Below are 14,091 nucleotides of genomic sequence, written 5' to 3'. Positions count from 1 at the left end.
GGTTTAAGCGGACTCAGGCTTAGGTAGAGAAGAAGGGTGAACTAATAGCTCTGCAGTGGAACGCTTCTCAACCATTTCTCGCGTAATGGCACAGCGAGTCACATCTTTGCGGGAGGGCAGCTCGTACATTACATCAAGCATTAGCTCCTCAACAATACTGCGCAAGGCTCTGGCTCCAGTTTTGCGACGGTAAGCTTCCTTGGCAATGGCCCGCACTGCATCTTGTTTAAACTCGAGCTGGACATTGTCCATCCGCATTAGCTTTTGGTATTGCTTCACCAGCGCATTCTTCGGCTCGGTCAAGATCGCAGTGAGTGCATCTTCGTCCAGCGGATCAACTACGGCAATCACGGGTACCCGACCAATAAACTCTGGAATCATGCAAAATTTCACGGTCTTCACCATTAGCTCGCTGATTCTAGAGTTGATTCTGGGCATGGCAATTGCGCTAGTGCTAAATCAGGCGTTTCGGGGGCGCAGCACGGTACGGACGATTGCGATTATTCCCTGGGCGTTACCCACGGCGTTGATTGCTACTACCTGGGCCTGGATTTTCAACGCGGAGTTTGGTGTGTGGAATGATATTTTGATGCGGTTGAACATTATTCCCGAAGGTCAGGGCATTAACTGGTTGGGCGAACCGACTTTAGCGATGATGTCGGTGATTGCCGCTGATGTCTGGAAAACCACGCCGTTTATCAGCATTTTGCTGCTGGCTGGGTTGCAGTCGATTCCCGAAGATCTGTACGAGGCTCATGCCATTGATGGCGCATCGGCCTGGCAGAGTTTCCGGCAAATTACCCTGCCGCTGCTAATGCCACAGATCCTGATTGCTTCGCTATTCCGGTTTGCTCAAGCCTTCGGGATTTTCGATTTGATTGCGGTAATGACAGGCGGTGGTCCAGCAGGTGCAACGGAAACCGTCTCTATTTATGTCTATGCCACAATCATGCGCTATCTGGATTTCGGCTATGGCGCAGCGCTGGTAGTGATTACCTTCCTGGTGCTGATTTTGGTGGTTGCTTTGGCTGCCGTTTTGCTGTCGAAAACTCGTACTGCCCTGAGAGGATAACCCATGACCACGACCCATCCGTCTGCCTATCCTGCGGCCAAAACCGATCGCGCCTTCTCGCTGCGCAAAGTATTGCTGACGATTGGTGTGATATTCGTTGTGGTGTTCAGCCTAGCGCCAATTCTGTGGCAGGTATTAACGTCAATTAAAGTAAACGCTGATATTGCCGCAATTCCTAACGTTTACTTTCCCCGCCAGTTTACACTGCAACACTATATCGAAATCTTCAACCGGCGTCCGTTTCTCAACTACATGCTAAACAGCTTTTTTGTGGCAGCCACGTCTACGCTGCTTTGTTTAGCCTTGGGCACTCCGGCGGCCTATGCTTTAGCACGACTGCGAGTGCCGGGTGAACGGTTTGTTCTAGCGCTGGTGCTGATCGTAACGCTGTTCCCCTACATTCTGCTGTTCATTGGTCTACTGGAAATTGTCCGAGCCACTGGGCTGGCAAATAACTATCTGGCGCTGATCATCCCCTACACGGCAATTAATATTCCGTTGACGATTCTGGTGATGCGCAGTTTCTTTCAGCAGTTGCCCCGCGACCTGGAAGATTCGGCCAAAGTAGATGGCTACAATACCTGCCAGATGCTGGTGCGGATCTTGCTGCCCCTCACCACTCCGGCCCTCGTCACGACCGGCATTAGTATTACGAAAAATTTTGCTTAAAGAAAACAAGTAGTCGCTGAATTCACTGCTAACTACTCTCCTGATTAAGTTAATCAAATCATTGTATTTCTGTTTAAGTTTCATGGAAAAACCAAGATTAATTGGAATTGATTTAATTAGTGGAATTGCTGCTTTTGCTGTTGCCATTCTGCATTCTGGAGATGTCACAACTGCAACAACAGTTGGTTTCTGGGCTACTCAGGTACAGCGTTTCTGTGGATTTGCGGTTCCGTTCTTTTTGATCTCCTCATTCTACTTATCAATAGATAGGATTTATAAAACCGGCAAGTCCCCGTTATTAAAAAGTAAATTTCAACGGTTAATCATTCCCTACGTTTTTTGGAGTTTATTCTATATTATTGCGAGGTTAATAAAGTTGCTTCTATTGCAGGAGCCTGTCAACATTGCAAGACTCAGCGATCCTATCTCAATCATATTTTTGGGAAATGCAGGTATTCATTTGTACTTTATCCCCATGCTATTCACAGGTGTTTTATTCTTAACAGTAATCGAGAAGTTAATTATAAAGAAAGTGAATTTTTTTCAAATAGTTCTACTGTTTTTGATTAGTTTACTTGTCGATAATATTGTTTTTTTAACTGATAACTCATTTCTTCTTGGTCCATATATTGCCTTTGATTCTCTCTTGGATACGGTTTTTCCAAATGGTAATGAAAATCCTTTTATTCGTGTATCACTAGTACTGTTAGCTTGGTTGATTAAATGCTTACCTTATATTTTTGCAGCCATGATTCTCAATCATCTCTTAGCAAAAAATCACTTAAGGTCGGATACAGGATCACTTCTTATTTCTTTAGCTGTCTTTTTAGGTATCAGTTACTTTGGCTTTCTGGGAATTGATTTAAATTCAGCAATCTATACTGATCATAGACCACCATTTTACGATATTGCTAAGTCTATTCCATTACTTTTATTCTCTATTCATCTATCTTTTTGCCTCCATTGTTCTACTGCCGTCACTTCTATTGTGAAGAGTTTAGGAATTTGCTCTTTCGGTATTTATTTAATGCATCAGTTTCTAATTCAAGTGATTAGACTGCCGGCGAGTGAGATGTTCCCTGATCTCGTCTATAACGTTTCCGTGTCCACTCAATTGTTTTTTGCCTTTTTCAGTGTTGGTGTCAGTTGGTTGGCAACAATCCTGCTAATGAAGAGAAGAAAACTCTCAAGACTGCTATTTGGCCTTTGAACTAGCGTTAACTCCTGGATGTTTTACAATAAATATTCCTCAGTACAGGACAAAAGCTTGCAAGGGGGTACTAGGAAAGGGTTTCATGAGAATCTGACCGTTGGGCTTAAACAGCACCAGTGCCCCTCCATCTGCATCGGTCACCCGACTAGCAATCAACGGCGTTAATTCTAGAAACTGGTTAAGATTTTTGAAGCTTCGCAGTGCAAATCCCAACGAGCTGAGCAAGTCTTGAATTTTGTTTTGCTCCCGATGCAGCCGAGACACCAACTCCTTAAGTGCAAACACAGGTGTGATGTCTGGCGGATTCTGGGGTCCACCAGTGAAGTCAGGAGGTTGTGGCTGTCGAGGGGCGGGCACAGCAGTCATTCGATAAGCCTTACGTCAAACACAAGTCGAAACGAGACAAATGAGGCAAAACCTGACCAGATTCTAAGCTAACCGGACAAATAGATTTGCTAAATGGCACTACACCCGTTTATGGGTCAATTACAAACGAACTAGTGTTTCTAGAACAATGGGTCATAACCTTCGGACGGACCTTGGGGTTGACTGCATTGGGATAAATTCTAACGAATGCTTGGATACTTGCCATATCAATTTCTAATCGATTTTTTGAATCTGTGTAACCGAGCGATCGGTGGATATTGGAGCATCAAAGGCTCACTTCTGAGCACACAGCCCACTCCCTGGTTTATATCTTCTAGTCCTAAAGTTTGGACCTAAAGTTTGGACTTAATATTTACAGCCTTTTTCAGGCTCGTGAAGTACGAAAAACGGAGTGCAGGGGCACTGCCCCGGTGTAGGGACAAAGCCCCCCACCCCCCATACCTCACATGAGTGAAAAACGCTGTATAAGCACAGAATAGGTACAGATCTACGAGCACATACTCCTTAGGCACAATTCTCAGGCATCATTGACCTCAGCCAGTTTCTTCACAGTATGTGACTGCTATTGATAGCGTGAATTGGCCTTTCTGCCAAGGGGGACTAGTCAAAAGTTGACGAATTTCCGATTTCAGTACTATCGAACAAAGATTTGAAAAAAAGCGTAAACGTTTGCTGAGAAGATTGTGAAGTTCTGCCATGATGCCATCTGCTTCTGATTTTGAGCCTTTTTCAGCGGCTTCCCCCGGCATGGAGGATAGCTATACGACGGATAGTCAAATGATGCGGCGCTGCTTAGAGCTGGCCCAACAGGCCAGCGGCCAAACGGCCCCCAATCCTCTGGTGGGAGCAGTGATTGTAAAAAACGGCCAGATCGTCGGAGAGGGATTTCACCCCAAGGCGGGTCAGCCCCATGCGGAAGTATTTGCGTTGAGAGCCGCCGGTGAACAGGCTCAAGGGGCAACCGTTTATGTCAATCTAGAGCCTTGCAGCCACTATGGCCGAACGCCTCCCTGTGCCGATGCGCTGATCTGGCTGCATCAGCCCAACTCTGCACCATCGGCATCTCAACATCGAACCAAAAGGTACTGCCCTGATTGGGTTGACTCTGCACTTCTAGCGTACTGTTCATCAAGGCAACGATATTCTGGCTGATCGCTAACCCCAGTCCGGTCCCTTCGGTTTGGCGTTGGGCAGCTCCAACCTGCTCAAATGGTAAAAAGATCTTCCCCAACTGGTCTGGTGTCATGCCAACCCCTGTATCTTCGATTTGAAACCGCAATCGGTACATGGGTTGTGCGGTCGCAGTAGAGGTTTCGATGGGCTGAGCCTTGACCACAAACCGGACGCTGCCTTGATCGGTGAACTTAATCGCATTGCCGATCAAATTTAGCAAGACCTGACGCAAGCGCTTCTCATCGGCCCGAATCCCAATTGGAAGCTGAGAATCAAACTGGTAATCAAAGCAAAGCCGCTTTTGCTCGGCTCGGATGCGGCAGATCTCAACGACGCCGTTTAGGAAAGCGGGCAAATGAAACTCGGTGGGATTCAGCTCCATTTTTCGAGCTTCGATTTTGGCCAGATCCAGAACGTCGTTAATTAGCATCAGCAGGTGAGCGCCACACTGGTGCATCACGTTGGCTCCCTTGCGAGCCACTTCTGGTAGGTTCTTTGTGCGCTGCAGAATTTGCGCATAGCCCAAAATTCCGTTTAAGGGCGTGCGTAGCTCATGGCTCATATTAGCCAGAAACTCACTTTTGGCTTTGTTGGCCCTATCGGCGGCCTCTTTGGCTTGTTTCAACTCAGCCGTGCGTTCTTCAACTCGCGATTCCAAGACTTCGTTGGATTGTTGCAGGGCTGTAAACGAATCCCGCAACTGTTGCGCCATCCGGTTAAAGGCATGAGCTAATCCATCCAGTTCGTTGATCCGAAACCCTTCCACCTGCTGATCCAAATTACCAGCCGCAATTGACTCGGTGGCCTGACTCAAGCGGCGAATCGGACGAGTAATCCAACGCGAGGTGTAAATTCCAACGATCGTGGCAACAGCCAGCGCACCCAAACAGAGCAAAATCGTAGTCTGGGTGTTAGCGTTGATCTGCCCCATGAAATCAGATTCGGGCACGACAATCATGATCAACCAATCAATGCCGCGACCATCTGAAAAAGGCGTCACTTGAACGAGCTGCTGCTGACCATTGAGCTGAAAGTCAAGCTGAGTCGGGGCTTTGATCTGCTTGAAGTTGCCAAACTGCTGAATCATATGGTTAGCGGTTGCCCGCACGAGCACACTCTTACTTTCCGTCGCCAGCAGGCGCTCAGGCTGCTCTGCATCTTGAGACTTGAAGGGCAGCTCATCTGCATGTCGGCGAAAGCGAGAATGACAAGCGTGAGCTGGCCGAATTTGAACGCCATATCAACCATTGGGTCAATTGGCGTGACGCTCGCGGGCGACGTGCGTTCATTGTGCCATCGGCGCTTGGGTCTGATGATGCTGAGGTCACCGCTCTCGACAAGATATCCTTTGGCGATTGGCTGCGGGAAAAAGGCTTTACGTCGGAAAGGCTGTTCTGGTATTGCGATTATGCCTGCCGCGATGATTACGGATTGAAACTCGATCAGACATCAGCGTGGGCCGGGCTGTTCTATTTTTGTTCGCGCGTACGCAAAAGCGGCGACGAATCGCAGCCATTCATCACTTTCTCCGAAGGCAATGGCCGTTTTGTACGGCACATGGCAGAAGCGGTGCGCGAACACATTAAAACTTCCCACGCCGTGGTTTCGATAGTTCCCACCGATGCCGGTGCTGACTTGATCTGTCTGGTAGAAGGCAAGTTTCTAGGATTTAAAACAAAGAAAGTGATATACGCGTCGCCGATTTTTACGGCTCCGTTTGTCATACGCGGGTTTTCCGAGCGGCCGCCATTCAACGCACCGGCATTTCACAGCAACTCGTGGTTTGTTGCAAACCTCCATATGAAGGACAGGCCGAAACCGCGATTTTCTCGCGATTTTCCGCTCGCCTGGGACAATGTCATTTATGAAAGCCCTAGCCTCGGTTATGTGAATGCAACACACCAAAAAGGCATCGATCACGGTGCAACAGTTTGGACTTATTATTATCCGATGTGCCACGAAACCGATGGACGCACCAAACTGCTGAACTACGATTGGCGCGAGCTTGCCGACGTTTGCCTGACCGATATCGCACGAGCTCATCCGGAAATTTACGAACTTACGGAACGCATCGACATAATGCGTTGGGGCCACGCGATGATCTCACCGACTCCGGGTTTCATTTGGGGCGATGATCGCCGCAAGGCACTAGAACCGTATAGAAATATCCATTTCGCCCACACAGACCTCAGCGGTATCGCACTTTTCGAAGAGGCGTTCTACCATGGACTGCGCGCCGCGGAAGCGGTTTGACCGAAGACACCCAAATATCCCGAGAAAACAATGCGGGCAGCAGAGAATATTTCCAATACTGGCAAACACGAAGTATCAGATAGCTCTGCGTCTCAGCGTCTCGAAGGTTCATTTACATGGCTGTTTTCCCGAAACATCGATCTATCGGTATTTCTAGGAAGCGCGGTCGTGTCGTTGCTCCTGCTCGCGGTCGGTTGGCAGCTTGGAATTCTTGATGAGGCATCGCCGGAATGGACTTGGGTAACGGCCGTTCTTAGAGTAGTCTCTTGTTCCATATTGCCTTCCATATTACCTCACCTCTTTGAGCGAGCTGGCTCAGCAATGTTTTGCTTTTGGATATAATTCCGAAGATTAATTTTGGAGAAGGCTCCCCATTGCGGAAGAGCCTTTACCGATCAATGAACTAGCGATACAGCGTTGTTCACCCACGTAAGGTATAGGGGGTGTGGGGGCTGTGCCCCTGCGTAGGGGCTGTGCCCCCACACCCCAATTTTTGTACTTCACTAGCCTGGAAAAGGCTGTAAATGAACTAGAAATTAGCTGAATTGAACTAGCTGCCGTGATTGCCGCCGTTTGGCACAGGTTCACTAGCTGCTTCTAAAGTGGCAGTGGAAGCCGAATTCGCGAACTCACCCAGATTTACCTTCACGACGCGACGCCGTTCTTGCTCAGTCTTCGGCAAAGTGAGGCTGAGAATTCCATCATGAAAGTCGGCATGAACGCGATCGTTTTCAATTGTGGCTGGTAGCGAGATCAAACGGCGGAATTTACCGTAGGCAAACTCAGAACGGAGCCACTGCTGCGATTCGGATTGCTGAGGTTGAGGATATTCACCCTCGATTAGAACCGCATCCCGCGTCACTTGAATATTTAGATGGTTACGATCAATGCCCGGTAGCTGTGCCCGCAGCACTATGTTTTCAGGCGTATCCATTAGTTCAATGGCAGGATACCAAACCGCTTCTCGCTCACTGGATGACCCGGTAAACTCGTCAAACACCTGATCTAGCTGACGCCGCAGGGCTTCCATCCGTTCAAAGGGTTGCCAGGTTAGGTCAAAAGGTTGCCAACGCATGATTCTCATAGGGTTAGCCTCCTTTTCTAAAATTACTGAAATTGATTCTCCAATAGTTACCGAATTTGTGGACCATTTCGATACAATCATCGAGCTTGTGCATTGAGCAACGTGATCAAGAGTTCAGATGCAGTCTTGCCGACTGTTCTGGTTGGCTGCTCAACTTTCTATCCAACCAATAGCTTTCTATCCAACAAATAGCAAACGATTCTGTAGTTCTGGGTTGGCTAGAAGTAGGGGTTTCCGAACGTGCAATTTGGCGGTTCTCCCAACCGCTCACTAACAGAAGTAGCTAATACTAATAATTAAACAAATATAAAATTAAATCATCAATAGTAATCAACTCAACCCTTCTGAAGCGCAGGGATCTTATCGCGGACGAGATGTTTGCCTTCTATTCGCCAATTGCTTGCTTTCTCATCTAACTTGCTTAACTGAATTCGGAGATTCAATTCAAAACGAGAGGTTTTTAGCTTCATTCTTTACGACAATTGTACGCTTAGCTTGCCTGATTATTGAACCGACGGGCACCAATGTGATTGAACCCGGATGGAGTGCCGAACTCACCGATCGCAATTACCTGATTTTGCGGCAGGAGAGCAAGGTAGAGGCAGCGAGCCAGCAGACTTCTACCCATTCACTCCACGCTGTCGCAAAACCCGACCCTGTATTTCTAGAAATCTTCAATAATTTAGTGCGGGCCATTGCCGAAGAGATGGGAGTTACGCTGCAAAATACCAGCTACTCTGTCAACATCAAAGAACGCTTGGATTTCTCCTGCGCCATCTTTGACCAACAGGGGCAGCTTGTTGCTAACGCGCCCCATATCCCAGTTCATCTCGGCTCTATGAGTGAAAGTGTTCATAGTTTGATTACAGCCAAAGGAGCCGCACTCAAACCAGGAGATGTCTATGTTTCTAACAACCCCTACAATGGCGGCACTCATCTACCGGATATCACTGTAATCACTCCTGTATTTATCAATCTAGGAGACACACCTTCCTCGCCCCTCTTCTACGTTGCCTCTCGTGGCCACCACGCCGATATTGGGGGCATCACGCCTGGCTCTATGCCACCTTACAGCACTTCGGTGGAACAAGAGGGGGTGTTGCTCGATAATTTCCAATTGGTTGATCAGGGCCACTTCCGGGAAGCAGAACTGATACAGCAGTTAACCTCTGGACCTTATCCAGTTCGCAATCTGGCTCAGAATATTGCCGATCTGCAAGCCCAAATTGCAGCCAATAAACGCGGTGTGCATGAGCTAGTGCGCATGGTCGAACATTACGGATTGAAGATGGTGCAGGCTTATATGCAGTATGTTCAAGACAATGCAGAAGAATCGGTGCGGCGCGTGATTGATGTTTTGCAAGATGGCGAGTTTGTCTACGCGATGGATGACGGCTGCCAGATCTGTGTCAAGATTACCATTGATCGCCGCGACCGCTCAGCTGCAATCGATTTCACTGGCACCTCCCCCCAACAATCGACCAATCTGAACGCGCCATTCGCGATCTGTAAAGCCGTTGTGCTCTATGTGTTTCGTACTCTGGTAGACGATGACATTCCGCTCAATGCAGGTTGCCTCAAACCCTTGCAGATTCATGTTCCAGACGGGTGCATGTTAAATCCGCGCTATCCAGCAGCGGTGGTAGCAGGCAATGTGGAAACCTCGCAGGCAATCGCAAATGCTTTGTATGGAGCATTAGGGGTGATGGCGGCTGCTCAGGGCACGATGAATAACTTCACGTTTGGCAATCAGCGCCACCAATATTACGAAACGATTTGCGGCGGATCGGGGGCTGGAAAAGACTTCAATGGCACCGATGCCGTACAAATGTAGGCAATTTACCTCTATCCCTACACCCCAATGGTTGACACCTTTCACCAACAGCAAAACGTAACTCCTCCGCCCCGAATACCGCCCTTACGGGTACCACCTTTAGAGAGCGGCGATCGGCTGACGCGCCATGAGTTTGAGCGGCGCTACGAGGCAATGCCGAACCTTAAGAAAGCCGAACTGATCGAAGGAGTCGTTTACGTGCCCGCTGCCCTACGTTTTCGCAGTCATGGTCAACCGCATGGAGATTTGATCACCTGGTTGGGAGTTTATCGAACTTTTACACCAAAGGTGGCATTAGGAGATAATCCAACCGTTCGTCTTGATCGGGATAACGAACCCCAGCCTGATGCCGTCCTGTTGATTGAGGAAAGTGCAGGCGGCCAAGCTCGGCTTAGCCAAGATGATTACGTCGAGGGTGCACCAGAACTGATCGCTGAGGTGGCTGCTAGCAGTGCCTCGATTGACCTGGGAGACAAGAAGCGAGTCTATCGTCGCAATGGGGTGCAAGAATATATTGTCTGGCAGGTGTTCGAGCACAAAATTGATTGGTTTCGTTTGAAAGATGACGAGTATGTGCTATTGCCAATTGAAGAGGGGATTGTTCGCAGTGAAGTATTCCCTGGCTTGTGGCTTGATGCTTCTGCGTTGCTAAATAGCGACATGCCGCAAGTTTTAGCCGTTTTACAGCAGGGCATTGATTCAGAGGAACATCAGCAGTTTGTGCAGAAGCTAGCTCAGAAGCATTGATATGAGTGAAGCAATCGAACATGGCTTTCAGGACAATCAAACTCCTCCCACGATTAGCGTCCTGATGTCGGTTTACAATAGCGAGCGCTATCTGGCTCAGGCGATTGAAAGCATCTTGGCTCAAACCTTCAGCGACTTTGAGTTCTTGATGATCGATGATGGTTCCAGCGACCGCTCGGCTGAAATTCTGCAAACCTATGCGGCCCAAGATGCTCGGATTTGCTTCACGAGTCGGGAAAATCGCGGCATTCCCCGCACCCGCAATCAGCTCTTGACTCAGGCTAGGGGAGAACTGGTTGCCATCATGGACGCGGATGACATTGCTCTTCCTGACCGCTTTCGGCTACAGGTGGAGTTTCTGCGCCAGCATCCGGATGTAGTTTGTGTCGGCGGTGCCTTGGACTGGATCGACCAAAAAGGCAGACTACTAGGCCATTGTCCGATGCCACAGGACGACGCAGAACTGCAAACCCTGATGCTGGGCGGCATTTCGCTGCTGCATCACCCTACCGCCATGGTGCGACGCTCGGCTCTGCTGCAAGTTGGCGGTTACGACGAAACCATGATTGCCTCGTGAACCCACGGTACCGCAAACTCCCGGATTCAAAGGCAAATGGCAAATCCACGAAAAAACCTATCACCAAAACCGCAAGGTGGCGGAGGTGCGCGATCAGCTCAAACGCCAGCCCACCGGATTCGTCGAGTTTCACGCCATGCTGGTGCGTACCGAAATTTTCGAGCAAATTGGCTGGTTGGATGAAGGCTTCTCCTGCACCAAAGAATACCTCGATTTCTGTATGCTCGTAGCGCGGGCCGGCGGCAGTGTTTATTTTGAACCCGATTCGGTTGTCACCTTTTTGACCCATCCTCCGGCTCCGGCTCTGCATTGGTCCGATCTGCCCTACTTTATGGTGCGCTGGAGCGATGCCTGGGAACGCGAAAGCCTGCTTCACTTCCAGCAAAAATGGGATTTGGCAGAAGGCAAATATTTCAGCAAGCGGTTGAAGAAACTGGGTTGGCGCAGACGCGAGGAAATGATTCGCCCCCTTGTTGAGCCGTTTAGTTTTCTGGGAGCCAACAGCCGCAAATGGCTAGAAAAACGCCTCGTGGCGCTAGAAAAATGGTTGAATCGCCATGTGGCAGCTACGCTGGTGCAGTAATCTCTCAGGATATCTTTGAGTCAATAATCAGGAGAACATCATGCTGTATCGTCCATTTGGCAACGCGGGATTTAATGTTTCCACCATTGGGATGGGAACCTGGAATATTGGCAACCAGTGGGGTGAAGTCGATCAGGAAACGGCTTTAGCTACCGTTCGCAGTGCAGTAGAGCACGGCATTAATCTATTTGATACGGCAGAGTCCTATGGTATCCCGACCGGATTATCAGAAGAACGACTGGGCAAAGCGCTGATGGGGCTGCGCGACCGGGTACATCTGGTATCTAAGATTGGTCGCTGGGGCAGACGTACTGGGCAGATGGTGCCGATGACTACCGTGGATATGGTGCGACTCTGTGTCCATGCTTCGCTCTACCGGCTACGAACCGATTACATTGACGTGATGCTGTGTCACGATGGCAAAATCGAAGATCCGAGTGTATATCTAGAAGGATTTGAGCGACTGAAGGAACAGGGCTTGATTCGCGCCTACGGCATTTCCACCGACAAACTTAAGGTGCTGAAGCGGTTCAATGTTCACAATACTTGCAGCGTTGTGGAAGTGGAATACTCGTTGCTCAATCGCAAAGCCGAAGCAGAATTTCTGCCCTACTGCCAAGAACATGGCATTGCCGTGCTGGTGCGCGGTCCGCTTTACAAGGGGCTACTGTCGGGCAAGTATTCGCCAGATACGGTCTTTACCGACACGGTGCGATCCGAATGGTATGGTGACGAAAATCGCGCGATCTGATGCAGCAATTGCTCACCGAGTCGGCTGCTGAGATCCAAACCTGGAAGACACAGATTTTGGCGGCGCTGGGTGAAAACGGCCAGGTGTTAATCGATGTGATTCCAGAATTAGAGCTGGTAATCGGCCCCCAACCTGCAGCTCCCGAACTCTCTGGCAGTGCAGCCCAGAATCGTTTTAACCGGCTGTTCCAAAAATTCATTCAGGTATTTACAACCCAGTCCCATCCACTGGTGATTTTTCTCGATGACCTGCAATGGGCCGATCTAGCATCGCTGAAGCTAATCCAGCTCCTGACCAGCGAGGTGGAAACCTCCCATCTGCTGCTGATCGGAGCCTACCGTGACAACGAAGTCACACCTGCCCATCCCCTGATGCTGACTTTAGCCGAGGTTCAGCAGGCCGGAGCTACAGTGAACCAAATCACGCTGACGCCCCTCAGTCTGGCGGCTCTGAATCAACTCGTGGCCGATACTCTGAGCTGCTCGCTGACCCAGGCTCAGCCCTTGACCGAGCTAGTGTTCCAAAAAACCAACGCCAATCCCTTTTTTACTACTCAGTTCCTCAAGTCGCTGCATCAGGAAGGTTGCATTTCCTTCGATTTTGAGCACAATGGCTGGCAGTGTAATCTGGCCCAAATCCGGGCGCTGGCCGTCAGCAATGATGTCGTGGCGTTTATGGCCGTGCAACTGCAAAACCTGCCCGCCGCGACCCAAACTATTCTTAAACTAGCCGCTTGCATTGGCAACCAATTCGATCTATCAACTCTGGCAGTCGTTTGCGAACAGACCCAAACGGAAACTGCTGCCGCCCTGTGGCCAGCTCTCCAGGCTGGACTGCTGCAACCGCTTACAGAGGTGTATCGGTTTTTTCAGGAGTCAGGAGTCAGGAGTCAGGAGCCAGCACTTGAGACTGAAAACTCAGAACTGAAAACTCCAAACTTCTCGTCCTGTTACTATCGGTTTCTGCATGACCGAGTGCAGCAGGCGGCGTATTCGTTGATTCAGGAGCAAGAGAAACAGGCGACTCATTTGGCGATTGGCAGGCTGTTGCTGCAAAATACGATTGAGGTTGATCTAGATGGCAAAATTTTCGCGATTGTGAATCAGCTGAATATGGGCGCGGAGCTGATCCGAGAACCAGCAGAACGGGAACAGCTGGCTCGCTTGAACTTGATCGCGGGACGCAAAGCCAAATTGGCAACGGCCTATAGTGCGGCAGTAAATTATCTGAAGCTCGGTATCGCCATGTTGTCAGTAGAGCGCTGGCAACGGCAGTATGCCCTGACGCTCGCCCTCCACGAAGAGGCCGCAGAGGCTGCTTTTTGTTTCGATAAATTTCCTGTAAAAGCGGGGTTGACAGCAGCAAGTTTTGCGCTACACTTCCGAATACGCTGTTTTCTTAAAAAACATTTACAGGGTTCTCATTTTTGCCAGACGCTTTTTCAGACTCATGTTCTTGTTCTACTTCTATAGTTAGCAATGCATTATCCCATCCCGGTCAGTCCCCAAGAAATAGTTGACTTACGGCAAAAGCCAGTGAATGAAGAGTTGATCGCGGCAGCCATTGCGGGTGTCGTTCAAGTTGCTCGCTCCAAGGGGCAAACCTTAGACGACCTGACTGCGGAAGTGCTGGCGGATGACCGCTTGCTGGATCGAGATTCCCGCCGCTGGCTGAGTGATATTGTGGCCCAAGCTTGGCAGACCCTGCCCTAATTCAATTTGAACCTGGTTAGTAACTAGGTTGGTGAC

At 49.4% G+C, this 14,091-nt stretch carries 15 protein-coding genes and 2 pseudogenes; 13 read left to right on the top strand and 4 right to left on the bottom strand.

The window, feature by feature from the left end; genetic code table 11:
* Positions 1–3: 3 nt before the first annotated feature.
* Positions 4–393: pseudogene (locus JVX88_RS32100) on the bottom strand (ATP-dependent Clp protease ATP-binding subunit ClpX); the annotation flags it as partial.
* Here JVX88_RS32100 and JVX88_RS32095 point away from each other — a divergent pair.
* From JVX88_RS32095 to JVX88_RS32085, 3 genes are all read left to right on the top strand, one after another.
* Entirely contained in the window at positions 380–1,072 is a 693-nt protein-coding gene (locus JVX88_RS32095) for a carbohydrate ABC transporter permease (RefSeq protein ID WP_211622461.1), read from the top strand. The pseudogene JVX88_RS32100 and the gene JVX88_RS32095 overlap by 14 nt on opposite strands.
* Before the next feature lie 3 nt (positions 1,073–1,075).
* Positions 1,076–1,741, top strand: coding sequence for a carbohydrate ABC transporter permease (locus tag JVX88_RS32090; protein ID WP_211622459.1), 666 nt, complete (start codon positions 1,076–1,078; stop codon positions 1,739–1,741).
* An 82-nt stretch (positions 1,742–1,823) separates the two neighbouring features.
* Positions 1,824–2,951 (top strand): acyltransferase family protein, encoded by a 1,128-nt coding sequence (locus JVX88_RS32085; protein ID WP_211622457.1) that lies wholly within the window; start codon positions 1,824–1,826, stop codon positions 2,949–2,951.
* Between the two features lie 39 nt (positions 2,952–2,990).
* On the opposite strand, the gene JVX88_RS32080 is transcribed toward JVX88_RS32085, so the two are convergent.
* Positions 2,991–3,320, bottom strand: a complete 330-nt coding sequence (locus tag JVX88_RS32080) for a hypothetical protein (protein ID WP_317134519.1) — start codon at positions 3,318–3,320, stop codon at positions 2,991–2,993.
* A gap of 717 nt (positions 3,321–4,037) precedes the next feature.
* On the opposite strand from JVX88_RS32080, the pseudogene JVX88_RS32075 reads away from it, so the two are divergent.
* A pseudogene (locus JVX88_RS32075) lies at positions 4,038–4,319 on the top strand (hypothetical protein); the annotation flags it as partial.
* On the opposite strand, the gene JVX88_RS32070 reads toward JVX88_RS32075, so the two are convergent.
* Positions 4,312–5,445 (bottom strand): ATP-binding protein, encoded by a 1,134-nt coding sequence (locus tag JVX88_RS32070; RefSeq protein ID WP_263975659.1) that lies wholly within the window; start codon positions 5,443–5,445, stop codon positions 4,312–4,314. The pseudogene JVX88_RS32075 and the gene JVX88_RS32070 sit on opposite strands and share 8 nt — an antisense overlap.
* A 359-nt stretch (positions 5,446–5,804) precedes the next feature.
* Here JVX88_RS32070 and JVX88_RS32065 point away from each other — a divergent pair, with 359 nt between their 5' ends.
* The gene (locus tag JVX88_RS32065; protein WP_211622455.1) at positions 5,805–6,767 is read left to right on the top strand and encodes an FAD-dependent oxidoreductase; all 963 of its coding nucleotides are present in this window, start codon (positions 5,805–5,807) and stop codon (positions 6,765–6,767) included.
* 30 nt (positions 6,768–6,797) lie between these two features.
* The gene (locus JVX88_RS32060) at positions 6,798–7,109 is read left to right on the top strand and encodes a hypothetical protein (RefSeq protein WP_211622453.1); all 312 of its coding nucleotides are present in this window, start codon (positions 6,798–6,800) and stop codon (positions 7,107–7,109) included.
* Between the two features lie 208 nt (positions 7,110–7,317).
* Here JVX88_RS32060 and JVX88_RS32055 read toward each other — a convergent pair whose 3' ends face one another.
* Entirely contained in the window at positions 7,318–7,851 is a 534-nt protein-coding gene (locus JVX88_RS32055; RefSeq protein ID WP_211622451.1) for an Hsp20/alpha crystallin family protein, read from the bottom strand.
* Positions 7,852–8,377: 526 nt separating this feature from the next.
* On the opposite strand from JVX88_RS32055, the gene JVX88_RS32050 reads away from it, so the two are divergent.
* From JVX88_RS32050 to JVX88_RS32020, 7 genes are read left to right on the top strand one after another with little or no spacing between them, the layout of a single operon-like run.
* Positions 8,378–9,685 carry a hydantoinase B/oxoprolinase family protein gene (locus JVX88_RS32050; protein WP_317134518.1) on the top strand — a complete coding sequence of 436 codons (1,308 nt, stop codon included), beginning with the start codon at positions 8,378–8,380 and terminating at the stop codon, positions 9,683–9,685.
* Positions 9,686–9,712: 27 nt separating this feature from the next.
* Entirely contained in the window at positions 9,713–10,432 is a 720-nt protein-coding gene (locus tag JVX88_RS32045) for a Uma2 family endonuclease (protein WP_211622449.1), read from the top strand.
* Position 10,433: 1 nt separating this feature from the next.
* Complete coding sequence (locus JVX88_RS32040; protein ID WP_211622447.1) at positions 10,434–11,009, top strand: glycosyltransferase family 2 protein; 576 nt, start codon at positions 10,434–10,436, stop codon at positions 11,007–11,009.
* Complete coding sequence (locus JVX88_RS32035; protein ID WP_211622445.1) at positions 10,999–11,592, top strand: glycosyltransferase family 2 protein; 594 nt, start codon at positions 10,999–11,001, stop codon at positions 11,590–11,592. The genes JVX88_RS32040 and JVX88_RS32035 overlap by 11 nt, the downstream gene beginning before the upstream one ends.
* Before the next feature lie 40 nt (positions 11,593–11,632).
* Positions 11,633–12,343, top strand: coding sequence for an aldo/keto reductase (locus JVX88_RS32030; protein WP_211622443.1), 711 nt, complete (start codon positions 11,633–11,635; stop codon positions 12,341–12,343).
* Positions 12,343–13,815 carry an ATP-binding protein gene (locus tag JVX88_RS32025; protein ID WP_211622441.1) on the top strand — a complete coding sequence of 491 codons (1,473 nt, stop codon included), beginning with the start codon at positions 12,343–12,345 and terminating at the stop codon, positions 13,813–13,815. The genes JVX88_RS32030 and JVX88_RS32025 overlap by 1 nt, the downstream gene beginning before the upstream one ends.
* Before the next feature lie 6 nt (positions 13,816–13,821).
* Positions 13,822–14,055: a hypothetical protein gene (locus JVX88_RS32020; RefSeq protein ID WP_036003098.1), complete on the top strand. Its 234-nt coding sequence runs from the start codon at positions 13,822–13,824 to the stop codon at positions 14,053–14,055.
* Positions 14,056–14,091: the final 36 nt, after the last annotated feature.

This window comes from Leptolyngbya sp. 7M, assembly GCF_018128485.1.
Note: the sequence above shows the minus strand (reverse complement) of the source record. Positions and strands in the feature narration are given on the sequence as shown.

What these genes read in the sequence shown, in the direction of transcription:
- JVX88_RS32095 (WP_211622461.1), top strand. Translation starts at nt 380, where the DNA reads ATGCAAAATTTCACGGTCTTCACCATTAGCTCGCTGATTCTAGAGTTG.
- JVX88_RS32090 (WP_211622459.1), top strand. Translation starts at nt 1,076, where the DNA reads ATGACCACGACCCATCCGTCTGCCTATCCTGCGGCCAAAACCGATCGC.
- JVX88_RS32085 (WP_211622457.1), top strand. Translation starts at nt 1,824, where the DNA reads ATGGAAAAACCAAGATTAATTGGAATTGATTTAATTAGTGGAATTGCT.
- JVX88_RS32080 (WP_317134519.1), bottom strand. Translation starts at nt 3,320, where the DNA reads ATGACTGCTGTGCCCGCCCCTCGACAGCCACAACCTCCTGACTTCACT.
- JVX88_RS32070 (WP_263975659.1), bottom strand. Translation starts at nt 5,445, where the DNA reads ATGGGGCAGATCAACGCTAACACCCAGACTACGATTTTGCTCTGTTTG.
- JVX88_RS32060 (WP_211622453.1), top strand. Translation starts at nt 6,798, where the DNA reads ATGCGGGCAGCAGAGAATATTTCCAATACTGGCAAACACGAAGTATCA.
- JVX88_RS32055 (WP_211622451.1), bottom strand. Translation starts at nt 7,851, where the DNA reads ATGAGAATCATGCGTTGGCAACCTTTTGACCTAACCTGGCAACCCTTT.
- JVX88_RS32045 (WP_211622449.1), top strand. Translation starts at nt 9,713, where the DNA reads ATGGTTGACACCTTTCACCAACAGCAAAACGTAACTCCTCCGCCCCGA.
- JVX88_RS32040 (WP_211622447.1), top strand. Translation starts at nt 10,434, where the DNA reads ATGAGTGAAGCAATCGAACATGGCTTTCAGGACAATCAAACTCCTCCC.
- JVX88_RS32030 (WP_211622443.1), top strand. Translation starts at nt 11,633, where the DNA reads ATGCTGTATCGTCCATTTGGCAACGCGGGATTTAATGTTTCCACCATT.
- JVX88_RS32025 (WP_211622441.1), top strand. Translation starts at nt 12,343, where the DNA reads ATGCAGCAATTGCTCACCGAGTCGGCTGCTGAGATCCAAACCTGGAAG.
- JVX88_RS32020 (WP_036003098.1), top strand. Translation starts at nt 13,822, where the DNA reads ATGCATTATCCCATCCCGGTCAGTCCCCAAGAAATAGTTGACTTACGG.